This window comes from Leisingera aquimarina DSM 24565 (genome assembly GCF_000473165.1).
Classification (GTDB): Bacteria; Pseudomonadota; Alphaproteobacteria; order Rhodobacterales; family Rhodobacteraceae; genus Leisingera; species Leisingera aquimarina.
Map to the genome: position 1 here is coordinate 2,588,614 of NZ_KI421504.1, position 21,118 is coordinate 2,609,731.

A 21,118-nucleotide genomic window follows, 5' to 3' on the forward strand; every position below is an offset into this window, starting at 1 on the left:
TCAGCCCCAGAGCCGCACGGGCTTGCGCACGGTTGCGGGCTGCGCAGCGGGCAAGGTGATTTCAAGGCCCTTGGGAAGAATGGGGCCAAGCTGGGCAAGACCCGGATTTGCCTCATAGACCGCGACGGCCATGTCTTCGCGGCCGTAGTGGTCCTTGCAGATCTCATCCACCATGTCGCCTTCGCTGGTACGGTACGTGGTCATCACAAGCCCCCGAAGAATGAGGACAGAACACCATTGTCCTGGCCGTAGGATTTCAGGTTCATGGTGAACTCAATCTTGCGGGGGGCGCCGTCCGCCAGAAAGAGGCTTTTGCGCTCTTCCACGCGGGTGATCGTCCAGCGGTCCCAGACCCAGCCCAGCCCGTCCACCATCATCATCGGCAAGCCGGTTTTGGCCTGCAGCCGCATCAGTTCAACCTGCCTTAAACCGCCCTTGAAATGGGGGTAAATCACCCCTTCAAGGGTGAGGTCTTCGGCATCCGGGCCAGTGTACTGCAGGGCCGGGGCGCGGCCGATCCGGTCCACCTTCTGCCAGCGGTAGCCGGCGGTGCGGGAAAACTGCTGATAGGAGCCGCCGGACATTCCAAAACGGAACACCCCCAGCGCCATCATGACCAAACCAAGCTGCATCAGTAATCCAATCCGTCATGCAGATCCGCGCGGCGGTCGCTGTCTCTGCGTTTGAGCTGGCGCATGACTTCCCGTGCGATTGCCTCGCCGTCCTGGCCGGGCTGCGGATAGATATTGACGCTGACCGTGTCGCCTTGCCGGGTGATCTGCGGGGCGGGGGCCTGCGCCGCCAGAGCCGGGCGCGGGTCAATGCGCTGTGCGATCTCCGCCTTGCCGGGCAGGGCGGCTGCAGGTGCCGCCAGGGCGGTGGCCGCCATCGCCGCTTTAAGGGCACGGGCGGGCAGGATGCTGCCCGGCACCTTCGGGACAAACACCTCCGGTTCCCGCCGTTCGCCGATCAGATAGGACAGGCCTGGCAGCACAGGTCCGCCGCTGTCCCGGTTGCCCTGCACGCGCGGGGCGACAGAGCCGGACAGCGGGTGTGCCCGTGCCGCCGGAGTGGCCGGGCCACCGCCGCCGCTGGCCCAGTTCTGCAGGTCTGTCAGCCATTGCGGCTTCAAGTCCTTCAGCTTGTTGGTGATGAAGGTCACCAGCTGGTCCACAATGGACGCCATTCCGTCCCATAGGGATTTCATGAAGGTGACGCCGGTTGCGAACAGGCTGAACTCTTTGAACTTGGCGATGATCTGATCCGGAACGCCCAGCAGCTCCATCACATAGGCGACAAGGCCGATGGCGCCCTCTACCGCCAGGGTGAAGGGGTTGAACTCGGCCAGCAGCTTGAACACGCCCTTGATTATGCCCTCATCAAAGGCAGCGCGGACCAGGTCCACTTTTTCGGTGATGGCCCCGGTGATCTTGTCCCAGTTGTCATAGACGGCATAGGCCAGCCCCGCGACAGATGCGATGATAAGGCCAATCGGGTTCGCCATAGCCAGGACGCCCAGGCGCACAAATCCCTTGGCCAAGAGGCTCACGCCGGACAGCAGCCATTTGATAGGGCCTTTGGCCACCCAGGCCAGCAGCTTGCCCGCGCCGATGATAGGCGTCATGGGCAGCCACCAGATGTATTTCAGGGCGGCAAACCCGGCATAGAGTGCAGCGATGGAGCCAAGCACCTGGCCGTTGATGCCTGTCCACTGGCTGAGCTTGCCGACAAAGCCGCCCAGAGCCTGACCCGCGCCGTTGCCCCAGGCCGTCCATTCATCGCGGGTTGCATCCAGCGGACCAATGAGGTTGCCGAACCAGCCCCAGAGCCGCTTCACCGCGTCCACAATCCCGTCCAGCATCGGCGCGGCCGGGCCAAGGGAGGCGCGGAACGAGGACCAGAAGCCGGTGAAGAAAGCCTGCAGGCCGGACCAGTTGTTGTAGATCCAGACGCCGCCCATCGCCACGCCTGCAATCAGCGCGCCAATGCCGGTGGCCAGGAAGGCAAAACGGATGGCAATCAGGGCGGCCCGGACCAGCTTCAGCGGGTTCAGAAGGGCCAGCAGCCCGCGCGCAAGCTGCGGCGCCAGCGCCAGAAGCCAGCTTCCGGCCCGGATGATATGCAGGAACGGCGGCAGGATGGAAAACAGCGTCCAGCGCAGGGCGATGGAGGCCAGCTTGAAGGTGAACAGCGCCAGCGCGGCTTTCATCATTCCATTGATCAATTCCGGATGCGCGGCTGACCATTCCGTAACTGCGGCAATGACTGGCATCAGGCTTTCCATCAGCTCGTTGAGCTGCGGCAGCAGGGTGGAGCCAACCACAACGGCCAGCCCTTTGGCAAACTCCAGCAGGCGCTGGCGCTGCACAAAGGTGGTTGCGGCCTGGCGGCTGTATTTCTCTTCCATCATTCGTTGCAGAAACCGGGTCGAAGGCGGTCACGCCGGGGTCAATGATGAACAGACGCTCGGAGCCGTAATTCTGCCGGTCCAGTTTGGCGTCGGTTTCGGTGTGTTGGGGCCGTCCTGCAGAACCACGGCGCGGGTTTTCTCAGCAATCGTGATCAGGCTCGACACAACCGGGTTGCCACGCCAGGCAGGGAGTTTCCGCACAGCCTCAGCCGTTAAAGGTTCTGGCAGGAAGGTCGCATTGCCGACAGCCGCGCGTGTGCCTTCGGACGCGGGGGGAGGGCTTTCAAATTCGCGCCCGGCCGGGCTGCTCACTGCGGCTGCAGCGGCGTCATTTCCCTTCAGGCAGGCAGCACAAAGGCCTGATTTTGGGCGGAGGATCGCACGGTCATGCTCCCGTTCCACAAGCCGGGCGGGTGACGGCATTGCAAAATACGCAATGTCCCAAGCAGGCTGAGGTGCTTCCAGCGCAGCCCGGCATCCCCTGATAACAAGATACTCTTTACATCGAAATGGCCCCGGAAACCGGAGCATAACCGTGCGTTAACGATACCTTAACTTCATCGGCCTATCCATTCAGGTTTTCCTGACCTTAGGTGAACCTGTGCGGGGTCGCGGCAATTCGGCCATTGACGCGCCGCTGCGGCGGGAACAGTCTCGGCGCATGACCACAGCCCTGAATATCTCCCGCATTCCCCGTCCTTTTGATCCCGGCCTCGGCGCCGAGGCGCGCAGCCTGGTGCCGGAACTGTCTGGCGCGTTTGCGGAACTGGTGGCAGGCGCCTGCGGCTCCAGCCCGTATCTCAAGGAGCTGACCGCGCGCGAGGCCGGCTGGCTTCCGCAGGCGCTGCAAGATCCTGACGCCGCGCTGGCGGCGGTCTTTGCGGACTGCCGGGTGCTGGAAGGCAGCGGGTTGAAACCGGGCCTGCGCCAGGCCAAACGGCGGCTGGCGCTGCTGACCGCGCTTTGCGACCTCAGCGGCGGCTGGAGCCTGGAACAGGTGACCGGAGCGCTGACGGATTTCGGGGCGCTTTGTGCGGATGTGGCCATCAAGGCGGAAATCGCCACGCTGGTCCGCCGCAAGAAACTGCCGGGCCTGACTGAGGATGATGTGGAATCTGCAGGCGGGCTTTCCATTCTGGCGATGGGCAAGATGGGCGCGCATGAGCTGAACTACAGCTCCGATATCGACCTGATTTGCCTGTTCGATGAAACCCGGTTCGACCCGGATGACTTCTTTGAGGCGCGCCAGGGCATGGTGCGCGCAACCAAGAACATGTGCGCCGCCCTCAGCGACCGCACCGGTGACGGCTATGTGTTCCGCACCGACCTGCGGCTGCGCCCGGACCCGGCGGTCACTCCGGTCTGCCTGGCGATGGAAGCGGCAGAGCGCTACTACGAAAGCCTGGGCCGCACCTGGGAGCGCGCCGCCTATATCAAGGCGCGCCCCTGTGCCGGCGACATCGCGGCGGGGGAGCGGTTCCTGAACACCCTGCGCCCCTTTGTCTGGCGGCGGCACCTGGACTTTGCTGCCATCCAAGACGCCCATGACATCCGCCTGCGCATCCGCGAGAGCAAGGGCACCGGCGGCGCCCTGCATGTGCCCGGCCACGACATGAAGCTGGGCCGCGGCGGCATTCGCGAGATCGAGTTCTTCACTCAGACTCGCCAGCTGATCGCCGGCGGGCGCGACGAGAGCCTGCGCCTGCGCGGCACCGTAGAAGGGCTGGCGGCACTTGCGGACAAGGGCTGGGTGCCTCTGGACACCGCTGAAACCCTCTCGGCCCACTACCGCGCCCACCGCGAGGTCGAGCACCGCATCCAGATGGTGCATGACGCCCAGACCCACCAGATGCCCAAGTCCGAGGACGGCATTGCCCGGATCGCCTGCCTGATGGACCGCAATCCGTTGGACCTCGCGGCGGAAATCAGGGACCGGCTGACCGAGGTGCATGAGCTGACAGAGGGGTTCTTTTCTCCCGGCGGTAAGCCCGCCGCAGACGCGGTACCCGAGGGCACCGCCGAGCTGGATGGTGCCATTATCGCCCGATGGCCGACCTATCCGGCGCTGCGCTCCTCCCGTGGGGCGCGGATATTCGAACGGCTGAAGCCGGAGTTGCTGTTGCGCGTCGCCAAGACCGCCAAACCGGCCGAAACCCTGGTGGCGCTGGACGGTTTCCTGGCCGGGCTGCCGGCTGGGGTGCAGCTGTTCTCGCTGTTCGGCGCCAATCCGCAGCTGATCGATCTGCTGGTGGATATCGCCGGCACCTCGCGCGGGCTTGCCAGTTTCCTGTCCCGCAATTCCGGGGTGTTTGACGCGGTGATCGGCGGCTCCTTCTTTGATCCCTGGCCGGGGGCGGACCTGCTGCGGGCGGAACTGCAAACCCGGCTGGCACAGGAACGCGATTACGAGGCCCGGCTGGATGCCACCCGCCGCTGGTGCAAGGAATGGCACTTCCGCATCGGCGTGCACCACCTGCGCGGGCTGATCGACGGTCATCAGGCCGGTGTCCAATACGCTGAATTGGCCGAGGTTGTGATTGCCGGCATCGCACCGGAGGTGGTGGCGCAGTTTTCCCGCAAGCACGGCCCCCCGCCGGGGCGCGGCGCGGCAGTTCTGGCAATGGGATCGTTGGGGGCGGGCCAGATCAACTCCCAGTCCGACCTTGATATGATCGTGATCTACGATCCGGGCGATGCGGACATGTCCGAGGGCAAGCGCCCGCTGGCCACACGGCCCTATTTCGCCAGGTTGACACAGGCCTTTGTCACCGCGCTGTCGGCCCCGATGGCCCAGGGCAAACTTTATGAAGTCGACATGCGCCTGCGGCCTTCGGGTAACCAGGGGCCGGTGGCGGTCAGCCTGACCGGTTTTACCAATTACCAGCAGAACGAGGCCTGGGTGTGGGAGCATCTGGCGCTGACCCGGGCCCGCACGGTGGCGGGCGACGCCGGCCTGACGGCGGAAATCGAGACCTTCCGCACCGCTTTCCTGGCAAAGCCGCGGGACTTGGCAAAGGTGCTGCAGGAGGTGTCCGAAATGCGCGTGCGGCTGGCCGCCGCTAAGACGCCGTCGGGCCTTTGGGATGCCAAAAACGGCGCCGGACGGATGATGGATATCGAGCTGATGTCACAGGCCGGGGCGCTCACCTCCGATTCGGTGGCGCGTGATGTGGCCTCCGGCCTGCAGGGCGCTGTCGCTGCCGGATGGCTGAATGACGCGGATGCAGAATACCTGACCGCCAGTTACCGGCTATTCTGGTCGGTGCAAAGTGCCGCGCGGCTGCTTTCCGGCAAGGCCATCGCGGCGGAGACGGTCGGGGAGGGCGGTGCGCAGTTCCTCTGCCGCTCCACCGGATACGCCCGGCTGGATGCGCTGGAGCAGGAGCTGCAGACCCGTTACGCACGCTGTGCGGCGCTGATTGCAGAGGCCTTGGAAAGGGGACAGGCGGATGAAGGGCAGCACTGAACAGGACCCGCGCGGTCTGATCTACGAATCCTACCGGATCGACGGCATCACGGACGCGCAATGCCGCAGCATTTTCTTTGACTGGGCATTGGGCATGGATGCGGCCCGCGACAGCCGGGAAGACATCGGCGCGCTGCTGGTCATGTACGGCAATGCCAATCCGGACCACCCGATGACTGCAGTGCTGCGCGACGGGCTGGAAGGCAGCGCCACACCGCGCCGCCGCGGCGGCTGGCGCTCGCGCGAGCGGTGAGGACAGCATCTGTGCGGGCCGGGGCAATAGTTACCCGGCCATAAACATTCGTTAATTTTTCGCTAAATTGGACTTAATTTGTCCCAATTCTGCCCTGATTGACCCTCATCCTGCTCTTGAACCCGCCTGCTGGTCCCTGATCCGGCGGCTTGAAAACGGTAAGGAGCAGAGTCATGAACATCTTCCGCAGCCTCGCATTCGTCTCCCTTGGGCTGATGGTTTCCGCCTGCGCCTCGGTGGACGTGCCATCGCGCAACTTGCCGTTCGAGCCGGTGCCCGACGCGGCGGTGAACGTGCCCGACGGTTATGAATCCTTGCCGCAGGTGGATCCGGTGCCGGCCCTGCGGGTCAGCAGCGTCACCGTCGATGTGCCGCGCAGCCTCACCGTTTCCGAGGCCAACAGTTATCTGCCCAAGGGCGATATTGTCTGGCGCGAGGATCCTTACGGCGACCGCCACGCCCAGGTGCAAAAAATCGTGCAGCGCGCCATCGAGGCGGGCAGCACTGGCATGGGCGGCGCGATCGAGGCCGACTTGCATATCGAGTTGCAGCGTTTCCACGCCCTGACCCAAAAGGCCCGCTACACCACCGGCGGCATTCACGCGATCACCTTCAAGATGCGCCTCACCGATCCGGCCACCGGCGCCCTGCTGCGCCCGGAAAAAACGGTTGATGCCGACCTCAAGGCCTTTGGCGGCGCCCGCGCCCTGGAAGCCATGTCGCGCGGCCAGACCCAGAAAGTGCGCATCACCGGCCATCTGGCAAATGTGGTCCGCCAGGAGCTGACCAAACCCGGCAGCTACCAGAACCCGCGTCTGGGACTGCTGCAGGCCCTGCAGTAAAGCCAGCCCGCTGCGGCGACGTTCTGCGGGAAGGGGCCATGCGGCCCCTTTTCCTGTTCCGGGCTTAAGGCTATGAGGACCCCATGACAGCCTCCTCAGATGCGCTTCAGCGCCCCCGCGTGAAAATGAAACCCAAATCCAACGCCCGCGCCATCCGGCACGGGTTTCCTTGGGTTTATGCCAATGAACTGGTCACCGACCGCCGCACCCGCAAGCTGGCGCCCGGCACCCTCGCGGTGCTGGAAGACGAGGCGCAGCGCCCGCTGGGGCTGGCTGCGGTCAATCCGGAAAGCAAGATCATCGCCCGGATGCTTGACCGCGACCCGGAGGCGGTGATTGATCAGGCCTGGTTCGCCGCCCGCCTGTCCCGAGCGCTGGACATGCGCGAACGCTTGTATGACGCGCCCTTCTACCGGCTGGTGCATGCCGAATCCGACGGGCTGCCCGGCGTGGTCATCGACCGTTTCGGCACCGCCTGCGTGGTTCAGCCCAACGCCGCCTGGGCCGAGGCGCATCTGGACGCGCTCACCGCCGCCCTGGCAGAGGTGACCGGCACAGAGGTGATCTTGAAAAACGCCGCCGGCCGCACCCGCGCGCTGGAAGGTCTCGACGATGTGAACCAGACCCTGCTGGGCGAAACCCCCGCCGCACCTGTGCCGGTGCAAATGAACGGCGCCACCTATATGGCCGACCTGACTGGCGGCCAGAAAACCGGGCTTTTCTTCGATCAGCGTGAAAACCATGCCTTCGCCGCCCGCCTCACCGGGCCGGGCGCCAAGGTGCTGGATGTGTTCTCCCATGTGGGCGGCTTCGGCCTGGCGATGCTTGCAGGCGGGGCAGGGCACGCCACCTGCGTTGACGGCTCTGCCGCCGCCTTGGAACTCGCCGTCCAAGGCGCCGCAGCCGATGGCCATAACGACCGGTTCGCCGCCCGCCAGGGCGATGCCTTCGAGGTGCTGGCCGCCCTTGGCGAAGAGGGCGAAAGCTTCGACGTCGTTATTTGCGACCCGCCCGCCTTTGCGCCCTCGAAACAGGCGCTGGAGGCGGGTCTGCGCGCCTATGAACGCATTGCTAAACTGGCGGCACCGCTGGTCAAACCCGGCGGTTATCTCGGCCTGTGCTCCTGCTCGCACGCGGCGGATCTCGCGAAATTCCGCAACGCCTCGGCCCGCGGTATCGGCAGATCCGGCCGCCGCAGCACGCTGATCCACACCGGGTATGCCGGCCCTGACCACCCGCAGCTGCCGCAGCTGGCCGAAAGCGGTTACCTTAAGGCCGTGTTCTTCCGGCTGGACTGACACGGGATGAAGCTGCTCCTGGACACTTGCGTGCTTTACCCGACCGTGATGCGGGAAATGCTGCTGGGCGCGGCCAGGCTGGGGCATTTCACCCCGCTCTGGTCGGCCCGCATCCTGGGCGAATGGGAACGCGCAGCGCTGAAGCTCGGGGTTGAAGGCGCCGCGCAGGCCAAGGCCGAGATCACCCTGATCCGCGCCAATTGGCCCAAGGCCGAAGTGCCCGCATCACCGGGTGTTGAATCCCGCCTGTGGCTGCCCGACAGCGCCGACATCCATGTTATGGCTGCCGCCATCACCGGCCACGCCGACGCTATTGTCACCCTCAACAACAAGGACTTCCCCCGCCACACCCTGGCAGAGGAAGGCCTGGAGCGTCTCGGAGCGGACGAACTCCTCTACCGGTTCTGGCTGCAGGATAACTCCGGTATGGAGGCCCTCGGCGCCCAGGTGCTGGCCGAGGCCAATCGCCTCTCCGGCGGCAGCTGGGAGATCCGCCCGTTGCTGAAGAAAGCCCGCCTGCCGCGGCTTGCCAAGGCCTTGTCTTCTTCTTTGTGAAAATACTCCGGGGAGTATGAGGGGCAGTGGACCGGCCCGAAAATTTTTTGACTGGGGCGCGCGGCGTTGTTGCACAAATCGAGCCCCGAGTGCATTTTCCCTTCCCCCGGACGGATTTACTCCATGGCCACTGTGATGGGTATGCCAAGGGCGGTGTAGCCGTTCAGCACGGCGATACGAACCTGCAAGCCTGCGACCTGGCGGTCGAAGTCGCGAGCCATGAGGGACTGGCCGAGCAGCTTGATGCAGTTCATCTTTGCCTCGACACGGCTCCGGCGGTGATAGCCGCTCCATCGCCGCCAGAGGGCGCGGCCCAGGTATTTCGAAGCTCGCAGACTTTCGTTGCGGGCAGCGGCACCGGGGCTCGTCTGTTTCCAGGGTCTGGCATTCTTGCGAGGCGGGATGACGGCAACGGCGTTTCGAGCAGCGATCACCTCGTGGCACTTCCGGGTGTCACAGGCCCCGTCAGCGGTCACGGAACCAATCGGTTCTTCAGCCGGGATCTGGTCCAGGAGATCAGGCTGGATGGCTGCATCGCCGATGTTGCTGCCAGTAACTTCGACGGCCCGGACTTCCAGCGTTTCCTCGTCGATGCCAATGTGTATCTTGCGCCAGATGCGCCGCTTGGGACCACCGTGCTTGCGGGTATTCCACTCGCCTTCCCCCTTGGCCTTGATACCGGTGCTGTCCACTGCCCGGCAGGGTATTGCACAGCAATGCCCGAAAAGGGGATCAGCAGGTTCAGCGGGCCTGCGCCGCCACGGTACGGGATAGCCACCTTCAGTTTCCGCTGGCAGCGACACAGGATACTGAAGTCCGGCACGGCCCAGTCCAGTCCAGACCGGCCAGCCTCAGAAGGCTCTGTACGAACCCGGTCGTCTGCCTCAGCGGCATGCCGAACAGAACTTTCAGGGTCAGACAGGTTTGGATCGCGGCGTCGCTGAATTGGCAGCGGCGACCGCGCTTGCCAGTCGGCGGCGGCGTCCAAATCATCTCCGGATCAAACCAGATCGACAAGTTTTCGCGCTGCTTCAGACTTTTATTGTACGACGACCAGTTCGTGGTCTTGTATCTCGTGGGGGCAACTGCTCATGCCTCCCAGCTATCATACAGGGTTCACGCAGTGAATCCCCCACTCGATTTGTGCAACAAGGCCCCTCGTCGCCCGAAGTGCAGGATTGAGCGCCAAATCTGGTTTTCCAGTAAACACAGGGCTTCCTTGGCGCACCCGCAGGCCTCGTTCAAATCTACCCCGTGCTCACCATTCCAATTAATTCCGATCCCCCCAGCAGGCCCCTGATGCCTTCAGCCGTCTTATCCCTTGGCCCATTTCGCTTCCAGCCGCTCCAGCGCAGCGATGCGTTCTTCGGTCTTGGGGTGGCTCATCAGCCAGGCCGGCGCCATGCCCGCACGGGCCTGGGTCAGCTCCTCCAACTTGGTGAACAGGCTTTTCTGCGGCGCCAACCCGATCCCCGCCTTGGTCAGCAAGGCGGCGGCATATTCATCCGCCTCATACTCATCGCCGCGCGACAGCCGCGCTGCGATCAGACCGGTCAGCACCCCGGCAATCCACGGACCGATAAAGGGGATGTAGCGGCCGAGAATCATCATCAGCGCTGTGCGCAGGGCGTTCTGGCCGGAGAAATCGATCATCCGCTTCTTCGCATGCCCCAGCGCCACATGGCCCAGCTCGTGGGCAATCACCGATGCCATCTCCTCGGCGCTGACTTCGCCGCTCTGATACTTGCGGTAGAACCCGCGGGTGATGAAAATCCGCCCGTCCGGGGCTGCCAGCCCGTTGACCGGATCGACCTCATAGATATGCACCGGGATGCGGGCCACATTCAGCGCCGCCGCCAGCCGGTCGGTCAGCCCTTTCAGCCGCGCGTCTGCCAGTTCGGTCGAACGCTGGTCCAGCTCACGGTGGGTGCGCCAGATCGAAATCCGGTACATCACAAGGCCATAGGCGACGGCCAGCAGAATGGGCAATAGGCGCAGCATGCTTCAGATATGGGGGCTGACCCTGTCAGGCTCAAGCGGTTTCTGCAGGATCCGTTGCCACCCATCCGCTGTCCTGCAGCAGCCTCTCCTGGCCCGAGGGCCAGCCGCTGGCAGTAACCGCATCCTGCAGCGCGGCATAGCAGTCCGGATCAATTCCAGATCCCGACAGCTTGTCCATGATTGCATAGGTCTCATCCAGCGGCAGTGCTGCGCGATAGGGGCGGTCTGCGGTCAGCGCGTCAAAGATATCGGCCACCGCCAAAATCCGCATCTCTTGGCTCAGCTGCCCGGCGTCCAGACCGAATGGGTACCCTTTGCCATCCAGCCGCTCGTGATGGGCAGCGCTCACATCCGCCAGCTCGCGGAAAGCGAAAATCCGGCTCAGCACCTGATGGCCCAGCACTGGATGCTGTTTCATCCTGGCAGTTTCCGCCTCGGTCATCTTGCCCGGCTTGTCGAGAATGGCGTTCGGGATCCCCAGCTTGCCAATGTCGTGCAGCAGCGCCCCCCGCACCATCCAGCGCCGTCGCGCCGGGGTATAGCCCAGCTGATCGCAGATCATTGCGGTATAGCGCGCAACCCGCCGGGAATGGCCGTGGGTAAAGGGACTCTTGGCGTCGATCACCAATGAGAACGCTTCGCTGATTTTATCCAGGTAATCCTCATCCACCGGGTGAATGTGCCGGGCCTGCGGGGTGGCAAGCACTTCTGCTTCCAGCCCGGGATCCCGCAGGTCCGGCAAAAAGCGCGGACGGCGGATCACCGAGGTGAAGACCGGCACCAGCTCCGGATCGAACCATGTGCCCGCGCGCCGCTCCAGCTCAGCTGCGGCGCCCTCAATCCCCCGCTCGGCGGCAAAGACATCTACCACCTGCGCCATCAGCGCAATCCGCGAAAACAGCGGGATTGAATCGCCTGTCAGGCCCTTCGGCAGGCCGCCGCCATCCCAATGCTCATCCAGGCAGGCGATGCCCTCGGCCACAGCTTCGGAAAACCGCATCTGCCGGGCAATTGCCGCGCCCCGGTTGCAGCGGGTGTCGATCAGCTCTGCGGCAATGCCGCTGGTCTTTGCCAGCACCTGTTTCAGGGTCTTCAGCCGGGTCCAGACCGCGGCGCCGCCCGCAGTGTTGCGCCATAGAAAGCCCAGCCCCTGGCGCAGGCCGTTCACCGTTTTGAAATTGCGCTTAAAGGAGAGGTCGTCGGTCTTGTACAGCTGGCAGATGCGGGCGGCATTGGAACTGCAGCCCAGATCCTTCATCAGCAAAGTGAAATAGAGGTCGGAGCGCGCCTGCGGCGCCATCCCCAGCTCTGCTGCCACCTGCATGCCGATCCAGCAGCAGCGCAGGCAATGCCCCTTGGGCTGGCCTTCGGTCATGTCCAGTGCATGGCTGAGCGCGCCAAGAAGCTCCCCTAGCTGCAAGGTTTCCTGGGGTGCGCCAGGGGTATGGTGCGAGTTCGGATCTAAGATGGTCATGGGCCTTCTGCGCGAAAGATGCGGAAGGCCCATGACACCACGGGCAGGCTTAACCTGCCCTTACCCCGGCGCGGGCGGGTCGGGGAAACTGCGCCGGAATTTAGTAAAACCGCCGGAACATGTGCCGCGCCGGAGCGCGGATCAGTTCATGCCCAGCTTGCCGGGAAACTCGATGTTGATCTCCAGGCTCGACAGCTCATCGCCGCGTTCCATGCGGATGTCGATCGCCTCGTCGCCGATCTGCATATGGCGGCGGATCACTTCCAGGATCTCGCGTTGCAATTGCGGCAGGCAATCGGGGCGGGCGCCGCCGCTGCCGCTGCGCTCATGCGCCAGCAGGATCTGCAGCCGTTCCTTTGCAGTGCTGGCCGAGGCTTTGCGGGGGCGGAGGGAGAAACCGAACATCCCGTTACACCGCCCGTCCGAACAGCCGCTGCAGCAGGCCCGGGCGCCGGTCCGCGGCAATCCGCATTTCAATCTGCTCTCCGATCAGCCGACCCACCGCGTCCTCATAGGCGGTGGCCGCCGCGGAAGGGTCATCCAGCACCACCGGCACGCCGAGATTGGAGGCCCGCAGCACAGCCTTGCTTTCAGGGATGATCCCCAAGAGCGGCTCTGCCAGAACCTCCAGCACATCCTCCACCTTCATCATTTCACCGTTGCTGATGCGTGACTTGTCGTGACGGGTAATCAGCACATGCGCCTTGACCGGCTCCGCACCGGCCTTGCCCGCCCGGTCGGTGATGCTGTTCAACAGGCCCAGCACCCGGTCGCTGTCGCGCACCGAGGACACTTCGGGGTTTGTCACCACAATCGCCTCATCGGCAAAATGCATTGCCATCTGGGCGCCGCGCTCAATGCCCGCAGGGCTGTCGCAGATGATATAGTCGAACTCCTGACGCAGCTCTTCCAGCACCTTCTGGACGCCATCCTTGGTAAGCGCATCCTTGTCGCGGGTCTGCGAGGTGGGCAGCACCGACAGCGTCTCCAGCCGCCGGTCGCGGATCAACGCCTGCTTCAGCTTGGCGTCGCCCTGAATGACGTTGATGAAGTCGAACACCACCCGGCGCTCGCAGCCCATGATCATGTCCAGGTTGCGCAATCCGACGTCGAAATCGATCACCACCGTTTTGTGGCCGCGCCGCGCCAGCTCGGCGCCGACGGCAGCGGATGTGGTGGTCTTGCCAACGCCGCCCTTGCCCGAGGTGACCACAATCACCTTGCCCAGCGGCTCTTCCAGTTTCAGGTCCTTGCTCATCGTTCCGCCTTCCTTATCCCTGCGCTCATCCCAGGGTCTCCACACAGAGCCGCCCGTCTTGCAGAAACACCTGCACCGGATGGTTCAACAGCTCCGGCTCCAAATTCTCACTTGTTCTGTACAGCCCGGCGACAGCCAGCAGTTCGGCGTCCAGGCTGTGGCAAAAGATCCGCGCATCCTCGTCGCCTTCGGCACCTGCCATGGCGCGGCCCCGCAGGCGGCCATAAACATGGATGCTGCCGCGCGCAATCAGCTCAGCGCCGGAACTGACCGGCCCGACCACCACCAGATCGCCGCCTTCGGCCACCACGGTCTGGCCGGACCGCACCGGCCGGGTGATCAGCCGGTTCTGCGGCGGACGCAATTTCTTGGGCAGTTCCCGCCGGGTACCGGGCCGCGCCGGGCCGTCGGTGTTCAGCGGCGCATCCTTGCCGCTGGCGATGGTGATCAGCCCGGCGTCCTCGGCGGCGGCGGTCTGCAAGGGCGAAGCATTCTGCACCCCGAACACCGCCAGGCCGCGGCTGCGCAGGCAGTCGGTCAGCGCCTGCAATTCTGCCGGGCGGGTCAGCCCGGGCGCCTGGGCCAGATCCAGGATCAGCGGCGCGCCGTCAAAGAAATGCGGACTCCAGCGCAGCTGCGCGTCCAAGGCGGCGTAAAATGCCTGATCCAGCGGCCCGTCTTCCGGGCGCAGCGCCACGGCGGTGAAATACCGGCCGCGGATCTGAAACGGCTTTATAGCTGCGGCGGGGGGGGCGCCACGGGGAGGGATATTTTGATGCGGCACGCTCACGCGAGGCTCCTGCTCGGGGATTGCGGCCTTGTTTTGCCGCTTGTTCTTTTGCATATGGATAGCGGCTGCGGGATGGGCCGTTCAACTGGCCCGGAATCGCTTCGGCGGAGTTGCGCCGGATGCTGTTTCCGGCGGCGGAATTTCGCGGGAAGACTGCCTGTGGTTGCGAAAAAAGAGATTGCCGCGCCAGCAGGCAGGGCTTGGTTCGCAGGTCAATGCGTGACTGAATGCGTGTTCTTCGGGGTGCGAAGCTGCACGTAGGCAATCGTTGCCGCAGCTTGATCCGGAAACACCACGGTCCGAAACATGCGGCTGTTGCAGCAAACTGGCGGAACCGGCTGCCCTCCGGGCGCAAAGACAACGCTGCAAGCAGTATCCGGCCATCGCAGAGCAGGCCTTGGGGCAGGGGCCGGAACCGCGGCGGAATTGCCGATGGCATCCCCTGGCGGGGCATGATTTGAATGCACCGGGGTCCGGAGCCCGGACTGCTCGGTGATATTGGTTTGGCGGATTGAATTGGAGAATTGCGATGCAGTGGACTATTCTTGCAGCGTCAGCGCTGGCGGCGCTGTGGATGGCTGTTCATGCCTTCATCGGCGGCCGAGAATGCGCGGCGCCGCTGGCACAGGACCGGCAGCTGCCGGATGTGGTGCGCGAAACCACCCTGTTCTGCTGGCACCTGGTGACCGGATACCTGGGCCTGATGGCGCTATTTCTGTTCCTCGGCGCCCGCGGCTCGGTTGAGATGGCACTTGCGGGAACCGTCATGGCTGCGGTCACTGCAGGGATTGGCATTGTGATGCCGCCGCTGCGCCGCGCGGGCTATGGCCTTTTGCCGCAGGGCTGGCTTTTTGTGCCGGTTGCCGCATTGGGCAGCTGGGGGCTTTGGGGCGTCTAGAGGCGCGGCTCCCGCCCGCCTGGCCTGCATTGAAAATGCCTGCCTGCCGGTTGGGGCCGGCGCGCATCCTGCCATGGCAGGATGCCATGCCCAAGTCTGACAAGGGGGCTGGCGCCAGCCGGCACACCTGCAGGCGCGGGAGAACTGCTGTTCTCCAACGCTGCCCCGGTTTTCAGTTGAAAGGTCTAGCGCGACAGCTCCCGCATGCCGCGCTCCAGGCCGTCCAGCGTCATCGGCACCATCCGGTCTTCAAAGATCTCCCGGACCATGCCGATGGAGTGAGTGTAATGCCAATACTTCTCCGGCACAGGGTTGATCCAGAGGTTCGAGACCCACTGCTCCCGCGCGCGCTGCAGCCAGACCTGGCCCGCTTCCTCGTTCCAATGCTCATTGGCGCCACCTGCATAGGCGATCTCATAGGGCGACATCGAGGCGTCGCCCACAAAAATGCATTTGTAGTCCGGCCCGTAGGTGCGCAGCACTTCATGGGTCGGGGTCTTCTCGCCCCAGCGCCGCCGGTTGTCGCGCCACACGCCTTCATACAGGCAATTGTGGAAGTAATAATATTCCAGATGCTTGAACTCGGTCCGCGCGGCTGAGAACAGCTCTTCCACCACCTTGATATGCGGATCCATCGAGCCGCCGACGTCCAGGAACAGCAAGACCTTCACCGCATTGTGCCGCTCGGGACGGGTTTTCACGTCCAGATAGCCATGCTCGGCGGTGGAGCGGATGGTGTGATCCAGGTCCAGCTCCTCATGGGCGCCCTGGCGCACCCAGCGGCGCAGCCGTTTCAGCGCCACTTTGATGTTGCGGGTGCCCAGCTCGACATCGCCATCCAGGTTCTTGAACTCGCGCTTGTCCCAGACCTTGACCGCACTCTGGTGGCGGCTTTCCTTTTGGCCGATGCGCACGCCCTCAGGATTATAGCCATAAGCGCCAAAGGGCGAGGTGCCCGCGGTGCCGATCCATTTGCTGCCGCCCTGATGGCGGCCCTGCTGCTCCTTCAGCCGCTCCTGCAGCGTCTCCATCAGCTTCTCAAAGCCGCCAAGCGCTTCGATTTCGGCTTTCTCCTCTGCGCTCAGATGCTTTTCCGCCATCTTGCGCAGCCAGTCTTCGGGGATATCGACGGCCTCCATCACGGCTTCCGCCGAAATGGCCTCCAGGCCTTTGAATGTGGCAGCAAAGGCGCGGTCGAATTTGTCGATGTTGCGCTCGTCCTTAACCATCGCCGCACGGGCAAGGAAGTAGAAGGCCTCGATATCGTAGGTCGCCAGCCCCGCCTTCATGCCCTCAAGAAAGGTCAGGTATTCGCGCAAAGACACCGGAATCGCCGCCTTGCGCAGGTTTTCAAAGAAGGGCTGGAACATAGCAGGGCCTTTGCTGAGCAGTTACGCCAGCACCCGGTGGGTCAGGATGGTTGCCAGCAGGCCAAGCATACCAAATACGATGGCATAGACAGCCCCGTATTGCAGCATGTCCAGGGTATTGCCGCCACGTTTGCGGGCCTTCATCGCGCCAATCAGGGCGCCCAGCAGCAAGCCGGCAATTACGATCATGGTCTTATCCGTCTGTTGTCTCGTGTTGCAGGATCAAGGGGCCGAGGGGCGCAGCGCGGCAATCTCTTCCAGCCGGGCCTCGACCACCCAATCCGGGCCAAACCCGTAACGTGCCCATCCCAGGCTGTCCAGCCTGACCCGGCGCGCCTCCACCATGCGGCCCTGCAGCTCCAGGGCTTCGGCCTGCAGCATCAGCAGGGTCGACAGAAGGGCTGCGTTCTCATGCTGTGCTGCAGCGGCCACTGCGGGTGTCAGACGCGCCAGTGCGGCGCCCGCGTTGCCCGCGGCAATCTCATAGGCTGCCAGCTGCACCGCCAGCTTAGCCTGGTGCATGCGGGTGCCGGGTTGGTTCTGCAGGTAGGTCTGCGCGGTCAGGAAATGCTGCAATGCCAGCTCGGGTTCGCGGACATGCAGCATCCGGCCCAATGTGTAATGGCTGAGGCCCCGGCGGTGGTCCTGCCAGCCCAGATCGCGGGCGATTGCCGCGGCCTTGTTGGCAGCACGCAGCCTGTCCCGCAGCGAGGATTGCGGCCCCAAGGCCTGCTCATAGGCTGCAACCCAGGCCCGCGGGGTTTCCGGCAGCCACTGTGCCGCGGTGCGCACTCCGCGCGGGTTCAGCCGCGCCAGCACCGCAGGCAGCCGCGCGGCCACCTCGGCCCGGCTCATGCCGGTGCGCAGCTCAGGCGCGTATGTTGCGCGCAGGATCAGCATGTCGAACCCGGTCAGCACCGCGTGGATATTGTCGTCATTGAAAATCGAATCCGGCAGCCGGTAGAGATCATTCAGCGGCCCGACTGCCTGCGCCAGCTCCTCGTGCAGGCAATCGCGGACTTCCTGCGGACTGACGTCATTGGGGATGAACACCGCCAGCTTCTCGCGGCTGCGCAGCAGCGACCAATTGGTGCGCGGGCTGCGCCGGTTGCGGCGGTATTCACGCAGCGACGAGACATTGGGCACCACGAAACAGGCGGCCTTGGGCAAGGCCCGCCGGATCTCGGCGCGGGAAACCGACTGGATGGTTATATTGGCTTCGCCGCTGGACACCCGGCGGACCGGGACCCCAGCCTCGGTCTGCAGCCGGGCCAGCAGCGCGCTCAGATCGCGGTTGAAACCCGGTGCGGGCGTGCCGGTCACCCGCAGGGTGATCGGAGTCTCGAACCGGGTGAACTGGGGCAGGCTGCTGCCGCCTTCCAGCCGGAAATGCAGATCCAGAAAATCCCGCGCAATATCGGCGTTGGAGCGCTGCGGCGGCTGCGGGCGGCTGGCGGTGAATACCTTGACAGGCGGCAGCGCAACCGGTGCGGCTGCGGCGCGGGTCGGCGCTGTGACCTGCCTGTCGGAAGCGGAACAGGCGGCCAGCGCAGCCACTGCAAGCCCGGCTGCCGCCCCCCGAAGCACGCGCAAGCCGGCAGGCCTGCGGGGCGGGTGTTGGACAGAGATGTGTGAAACCGGGGCAGCGTCAGCGGGCACTCGGGGCGTCTCCTATCAGCCCGGGCTGTGCTGCCCGGCTCTGTTTCCTCTGATAGGGGAATGCGGCAGCAATTTGAAGCGAAACAGGCAGGCGCCGGGAAAAGCGCCTGCCGCTGTTCTGTCAGCGCCGCCCGCGTGCCATAAAGGCCAGCCGTTCGAACAGATGCACATCCTGCTCATTCTTCAACAGCGCCCCATGCAGTTTGGGCAGGGCATCGGCGCCGTCACGGGCGATGTCCTCAGGCGACAGATCCTCGGCCAGCAGCAGTTTCAGCCAGTCGATCACCTCGGAGGTCGACGGCTTTTTCTTCAAGCCCTGCGTCTCGCGGATTTCGTAGAACTGGGTCAGCGCGGCGGTCAGCAGGCTGTCTTTGATGCCGGGATGATGCACCTCGACGATCTTCTTCATCGTCTCCGCATCGGGAAAGCGGATGTAGTGGAAAAAACAGCGCCGCAGAAAGGCGTCGGGCAGTTCTTTTTCATTGTTGGAAGTGATGATCATGATCGGGCGGTGCCGCGCCTTGACCGTCTCGCCGGTCTCGTAGACGTGGAACTCCATCTTGTCGAGTTCCTGCAAGAGGTCGTTGGGGAATTCGATATCGGCTTTGTCGATCTCATCGATCAGCAGCACGACTTTTTCGCCGGCTTCAAAGGCTTCCCACAGCTTGCCCTTTTTGATGTAGTTCTTCACATCATTCACACGCGCGTCGCCCAGCTGGCTGTCGCGCAGGCGGCTGACGGCATCATATTCATACAGGCCCTGCTGGGCGCGGGTGGTGGACTTCACGTTCCACTCGATCATCCGCAGCCCCAAGGCCCCGGCCACCTGCTTGGCCAGCTCGGTTTTGCCGGTGCCTGGCTCACCCTTGACCAGCAACGGACGCTCCAGCGTCACCGCCGCATTGACCGCAACTTTCAAGTCATCTGTTGCGACATATTCTTTAGTGCCCTGAAATTGCATATCTTTCCTGTTCCAGTCATGATCGGTGCCGCGGCGCCAAGTTGTTATCACGGTTTTAACCAAACGGCGCCACTATTGTGTAGTGACATTCCCTTCCGATGGGGATAAACGCTGCGGCAGAGGGGGAGCCAAAATGTTCAGGTGCAAATTATGACCAGCATTATGGGCCAGACCGAAGGAGCCGAAATGAAGCAAGAAGTGTTTCTGCCGGACGACTATCGACCGGCTGAAGATGAGCCGTTCATGAACGACCGGCAGCTTGAGTATTTCCGACGCAAACTATTGGAATGGAAACAGGATCTGCTGTCCGACAGCCGCGATACCATCGAAGGGCTGCAGGACAATACCCGCAACATCCCGGATGTTGCCGACCGCGCCAGCGAAGAGACCGACCGCGCGCTGGAACTGCGCACCCGCGACCGCCAGCGCAAGCTGGTCGCCAAGATCGACTCGGCCCTGCGCCGCATCGACGAAGGCGAATACGGCTACTGCGAAGTGACCGGCGATCCGATCTCGCTGAAACGCCTGGACGCCCGTCCGATCGCAACCATGAGCCTTGAGGCCCAGGAACGCCACGAGCGCCGCGAAAAAGTCCACCGCGACGATTGACCGCCAGCTTTGGCAGCAAAAACGCGCGAATTCATGACGCCGGGGCCTTTTGCTCCGGCGTTTTTTGTTTCATTGGGGGCAGGCGGAGAATCTGCAGGAACCCATGGAACTCAAAGGCCTGAAAATAACCGTCATCGGCGCCGGGATCGGCGGCTTGACCGCAGCACTGGCGCTGCGCCGTTTTGGCGCATCCGTGACCGTGCTGGAGCAGGCCGAGGCGATCTCCGAGGTGGGTGCGGGTCTGCAGATCACCCCCAACGGCGTGGCTGTTCTAAAGGCGCTGGGGCTGGCTGATGATCTGGCCTGGTGCTCGCAACGCGCCCGCGCCGTGGTGCTGCGCGGCCACCGGCGCGGCGATCAGGTGCTGCGGCTGGATCTTGATGAATATGCCGCGGGATTGCGCTATTACTTCGTGCACCGCTCCGATCTGGTCGGCATTCTGGCCGGTGCCGCCCGCCGCGAAGGCGTGCAGGTGCGGTTGCTGCAACGGGCGGACCGGGTCGAACCCGGACCGCAGCCCGTCGTCCACCTCAGCAACGGCGCGCAATGCGGCGGTGATCTGGTGGTGGGTGCTGATGGGCTGCACTCGAAAACCCGCGTGGCGCTGAATGGCGCGCGCACGCCTTTCTTCACCGGCCAGGTGGCCTGGCGCGCCACGGTGCCCAACCATCTGAACCTGCCCGCCGAGGCGCAGGTGTTCATGGGGCCGGGACGGCATCTGGTGGCTTATCCGTTGCGCGACGGCAGCCTGATGAATCTGGTTGCGGTGCAAGAACGCCGCGCCTGGGCCGACGAAGGCTGGCATTTCAAGGACGATCCCGCCAACCTGCGTACCGCCTTTTCCAGCTTCGGCGGTAACGCCGCGGCGCTGCTGGAGGCGGTGGAGGACGTATTGCTGTGGGGCCTGTTCCGCCACCCGGTGGCGGCCAGCTGGCACGGCGAAAACACTGCGATCCTTGGCGATGCGGCACATCCGACGCTGCCGTTCATGGCGCAGGGCGCCAATCTGGCGCTGGAGGATGCCTGGGTGCTGGCCCGCTCCCTGCAGGAGGCGCGGGATATGGCGCGCGGCTTGGCCCAGTATCAGTCCCGCCGCCGCGAACGGGCAGAGAAAGTTGTGCAGGCCGCCGGCAGAAACGCTTGGAAGTACCACTTGCGCGCGCCGCTCAGCTGGCCGGCGCATCAGGTGCTGAAGCTGGGCGGCCGCTTTGCGCCGGACAGGATGGTCAGCCAGTTCGACTGGATCTACCGCCACGACGTCACTGCCTGAGACA

Annotated in this window: 20 protein-coding genes and 1 pseudogene; 8 read left to right on the top strand and 13 right to left on the bottom strand. The window is 64.1% G+C overall.

Annotated elements, in window-relative coordinates; translation table 11 throughout:
- From AQUI_RS0116885 to AQUI_RS0116895, 3 genes are read right to left on the bottom strand one after another with little or no spacing between them, the layout of a single operon-like run.
- Positions 1-204, bottom strand: coding sequence for a tail protein X (locus AQUI_RS0116885; RefSeq protein ID WP_027258560.1), 204 nt, complete (start codon positions 202-204; stop codon positions 1-3).
- Positions 204-632, bottom strand: coding sequence for a phage tail protein (locus tag AQUI_RS0116890; protein ID WP_035920047.1), 429 nt, complete (start codon positions 630-632; stop codon positions 204-206). Before AQUI_RS0116890 ends, AQUI_RS0116885 begins: the two co-directional genes overlap by 1 nt.
- Positions 632-2,407, bottom strand: a complete 1,776-nt coding sequence (locus AQUI_RS0116895; protein ID WP_027258562.1) for a phage tail tape measure protein — start codon at positions 2,405-2,407, stop codon at positions 632-634. The genes AQUI_RS0116890 and AQUI_RS0116895 overlap by 1 nt, the downstream gene beginning before the upstream one ends.
- Positions 2,408-3,071: 664 nt before the next feature.
- Here AQUI_RS0116895 and AQUI_RS0116900 point away from each other — a divergent pair.
- From AQUI_RS0116900 to AQUI_RS0116925, 5 genes are all read left to right on the top strand, one after another.
- The gene (locus AQUI_RS0116900; protein ID WP_027258563.1) at positions 3,072-5,876 is read left to right on the top strand and encodes a bifunctional [glutamate--ammonia ligase]-adenylyl-L-tyrosine phosphorylase/[glutamate--ammonia-ligase] adenylyltransferase; all 2,805 of its coding nucleotides are present in this window, start codon (positions 3,072-3,074) and stop codon (positions 5,874-5,876) included.
- Positions 5,860-6,129 (top strand): hypothetical protein, encoded by a 270-nt coding sequence (locus AQUI_RS0116905; protein ID WP_027258564.1) that lies wholly within the window; start codon positions 5,860-5,862, stop codon positions 6,127-6,129. Before AQUI_RS0116900 ends, AQUI_RS0116905 begins: the two co-directional genes overlap by 17 nt.
- 173 nt (positions 6,130-6,302) lie before the next feature.
- On the top strand, positions 6,303-6,971 hold the full coding sequence (locus AQUI_RS0116915) for a DUF6778 family protein (RefSeq protein ID WP_027258565.1): 669 nt from the start codon (positions 6,303-6,305) through the stop codon (positions 6,969-6,971).
- Positions 6,972-7,054: 83 nt separating this feature from the next.
- A complete protein-coding gene (locus AQUI_RS0116920; protein WP_027258566.1) occupies positions 7,055-8,269 on the top strand; it encodes an RSP_2647 family RNA methyltransferase in 1,215 nt (404 codons plus the stop codon).
- Between the two features lie 6 nt (positions 8,270-8,275).
- On the top strand, positions 8,276-8,824 hold the full coding sequence (locus AQUI_RS0116925) for an RSP_2648 family PIN domain-containing protein (protein ID WP_027258567.1): 549 nt from the start codon (positions 8,276-8,278) through the stop codon (positions 8,822-8,824).
- Between the two features lie 116 nt (positions 8,825-8,940).
- On the opposite strand, the pseudogene AQUI_RS28260 reads toward AQUI_RS0116925, so the two are convergent.
- From AQUI_RS28260 to minC, 6 genes and pseudogenes are all read right to left on the bottom strand, one after another.
- Positions 8,941-9,859, bottom strand: a pseudogene (locus tag AQUI_RS28260) (IS5 family transposase).
- A gap of 279 nt (positions 9,860-10,138) precedes the next feature.
- On the bottom strand, positions 10,139-10,825 hold the full coding sequence (locus AQUI_RS0116935; RefSeq protein WP_027258568.1) for a M48 family metallopeptidase: 687 nt from the start codon (positions 10,823-10,825) through the stop codon (positions 10,139-10,141).
- Between the two features lie 31 nt (positions 10,826-10,856).
- The gene (locus tag AQUI_RS28265; protein ID WP_051371923.1) at positions 10,857-12,299 is read right to left on the bottom strand and encodes an HD-GYP domain-containing protein; all 1,443 of its coding nucleotides are present in this window, start codon (positions 12,297-12,299) and stop codon (positions 10,857-10,859) included.
- A gap of 141 nt (positions 12,300-12,440) precedes the next feature.
- The gene (gene minE / locus AQUI_RS0116945) at positions 12,441-12,704 is read right to left on the bottom strand and encodes a cell division topological specificity factor MinE (protein WP_027258569.1); all 264 of its coding nucleotides are present in this window, start codon (positions 12,702-12,704) and stop codon (positions 12,441-12,443) included.
- 4 nt (positions 12,705-12,708) lie between these two features.
- On the bottom strand, positions 12,709-13,557 hold the full coding sequence (gene minD, locus AQUI_RS0116950) for a septum site-determining protein MinD (protein ID WP_035920049.1): 849 nt from the start codon (positions 13,555-13,557) through the stop codon (positions 12,709-12,711).
- 25 nt (positions 13,558-13,582) lie between these two features.
- On the bottom strand, positions 13,583-14,347 hold the full coding sequence (gene minC / locus AQUI_RS0116955) for a septum site-determining protein MinC (protein ID WP_051372027.1): 765 nt from the start codon (positions 14,345-14,347) through the stop codon (positions 13,583-13,585).
- A 529-nt stretch (positions 14,348-14,876) separates the two neighbouring features.
- Between minC and AQUI_RS0116960 the strand changes: the two genes are divergently transcribed.
- A complete protein-coding gene (locus tag AQUI_RS0116960) occupies positions 14,877-15,245 on the top strand; it encodes a hypothetical protein (protein ID WP_027258572.1) in 369 nt (122 codons plus the stop codon).
- A 185-nt stretch (positions 15,246-15,430) separates the two neighbouring features.
- Here the strand turns inward: AQUI_RS0116960 and AQUI_RS0116965 are convergent, their stop codons facing one another.
- The 4 genes from AQUI_RS0116965 to AQUI_RS0116980 form a co-directional block, all read right to left on the bottom strand.
- The gene (locus tag AQUI_RS0116965) at positions 15,431-16,615 is read right to left on the bottom strand and encodes a vWA domain-containing protein (RefSeq protein ID WP_027258573.1); all 1,185 of its coding nucleotides are present in this window, start codon (positions 16,613-16,615) and stop codon (positions 15,431-15,433) included.
- Positions 16,616-16,636: 21 nt separating this feature from the next.
- A complete protein-coding gene (locus AQUI_RS31280; RefSeq protein WP_027258574.1) occupies positions 16,637-16,804 on the bottom strand; it encodes a hypothetical protein in 168 nt (55 codons plus the stop codon).
- Between the two features lie 33 nt (positions 16,805-16,837).
- Positions 16,838-18,208, bottom strand: a complete 1,371-nt coding sequence (locus AQUI_RS0116975; RefSeq protein ID WP_035920050.1) for a DUF2927 domain-containing protein — start codon at positions 18,206-18,208, stop codon at positions 16,838-16,840.
- Positions 18,209-18,395: 187 nt separating this feature from the next.
- Positions 18,396-19,235: an AAA family ATPase gene (locus AQUI_RS0116980; protein WP_027258576.1), complete on the bottom strand. Its 840-nt coding sequence runs from the start codon at positions 19,233-19,235 to the stop codon at positions 18,396-18,398.
- A gap of 186 nt (positions 19,236-19,421) precedes the next feature.
- Here AQUI_RS0116980 and dksA point away from each other — a divergent pair, with 186 nt between their 5' ends.
- Positions 19,422-19,844, top strand: a complete 423-nt coding sequence (gene dksA / locus AQUI_RS0116985; protein WP_035920362.1) for an RNA polymerase-binding protein DksA — start codon at positions 19,422-19,424, stop codon at positions 19,842-19,844.
- A 103-nt stretch (positions 19,845-19,947) separates the two neighbouring features.
- Positions 19,948-21,114 carry an FAD-dependent monooxygenase gene (locus AQUI_RS0116990; protein WP_027258578.1) on the top strand — a complete coding sequence of 389 codons (1,167 nt, stop codon included), beginning with the start codon at positions 19,948-19,950 and terminating at the stop codon, positions 21,112-21,114.
- Positions 21,115-21,118 lie beyond the last annotated feature (4 nt).

What these genes read in the sequence shown, in the direction of transcription:
- AQUI_RS0116905 (WP_027258564.1), top strand. Translation starts at nt 5,860, where the DNA reads ATGAAGGGCAGCACTGAACAGGACCCGCGCGGTCTGATCTACGAATCC.
- AQUI_RS0116920 (WP_027258566.1), top strand. Translation starts at nt 7,055, where the DNA reads ATGACAGCCTCCTCAGATGCGCTTCAGCGCCCCCGCGTGAAAATGAAA.
- AQUI_RS0116925 (WP_027258567.1), top strand. Translation starts at nt 8,276, where the DNA reads ATGAAGCTGCTCCTGGACACTTGCGTGCTTTACCCGACCGTGATGCGG.
- minD (WP_035920049.1), bottom strand. Translation starts at nt 13,557, where the DNA reads ATGAGCAAGGACCTGAAACTGGAAGAGCCGCTGGGCAAGGTGATTGTG.
- dksA (WP_035920362.1), top strand. Translation starts at nt 19,422, where the DNA reads ATGAAGCAAGAAGTGTTTCTGCCGGACGACTATCGACCGGCTGAAGAT.
- AQUI_RS0116965 (WP_027258573.1), bottom strand. Translation starts at nt 16,615, where the DNA reads ATGTTCCAGCCCTTCTTTGAAAACCTGCGCAAGGCGGCGATTCCGGTG.
- AQUI_RS0116935 (WP_027258568.1), bottom strand. Translation starts at nt 10,825, where the DNA reads ATGCTGCGCCTATTGCCCATTCTGCTGGCCGTCGCCTATGGCCTTGTG.
- AQUI_RS0116980 (WP_027258576.1), bottom strand. Translation starts at nt 19,235, where the DNA reads ATGCAATTTCAGGGCACTAAAGAATATGTCGCAACAGATGACTTGAAA.
- AQUI_RS0116960 (WP_027258572.1), top strand. Translation starts at nt 14,877, where the DNA reads ATGCAGTGGACTATTCTTGCAGCGTCAGCGCTGGCGGCGCTGTGGATG.
- AQUI_RS28265 (WP_051371923.1), bottom strand. Translation starts at nt 12,299, where the DNA reads ATGACCATCTTAGATCCGAACTCGCACCATACCCCTGGCGCACCCCAG.
- AQUI_RS0116895 (WP_027258562.1), bottom strand. Translation starts at nt 2,407, where the DNA reads ATGGAAGAGAAATACAGCCGCCAGGCCGCAACCACCTTTGTGCAGCGC.
- AQUI_RS0116915 (WP_027258565.1), top strand. Translation starts at nt 6,303, where the DNA reads ATGAACATCTTCCGCAGCCTCGCATTCGTCTCCCTTGGGCTGATGGTT.
- AQUI_RS31280 (WP_027258574.1), bottom strand. Translation starts at nt 16,804, where the DNA reads ATGATCGTAATTGCCGGCTTGCTGCTGGGCGCCCTGATTGGCGCGATG.
- AQUI_RS0116890 (WP_035920047.1), bottom strand. Translation starts at nt 632, where the DNA reads ATGCAGCTTGGTTTGGTCATGATGGCGCTGGGGGTGTTCCGTTTTGGA.
- AQUI_RS0116900 (WP_027258563.1), top strand. Translation starts at nt 3,072, where the DNA reads ATGACCACAGCCCTGAATATCTCCCGCATTCCCCGTCCTTTTGATCCC.
- AQUI_RS0116885 (WP_027258560.1), bottom strand. Translation starts at nt 204, where the DNA reads ATGACCACGTACCGTACCAGCGAAGGCGACATGGTGGATGAGATCTGC.
- AQUI_RS0116990 (WP_027258578.1), top strand. Translation starts at nt 19,948, where the DNA reads ATGGAACTCAAAGGCCTGAAAATAACCGTCATCGGCGCCGGGATCGGC.
- minE (WP_027258569.1), bottom strand. Translation starts at nt 12,704, where the DNA reads ATGTTCGGTTTCTCCCTCCGCCCCCGCAAAGCCTCGGCCAGCACTGCA.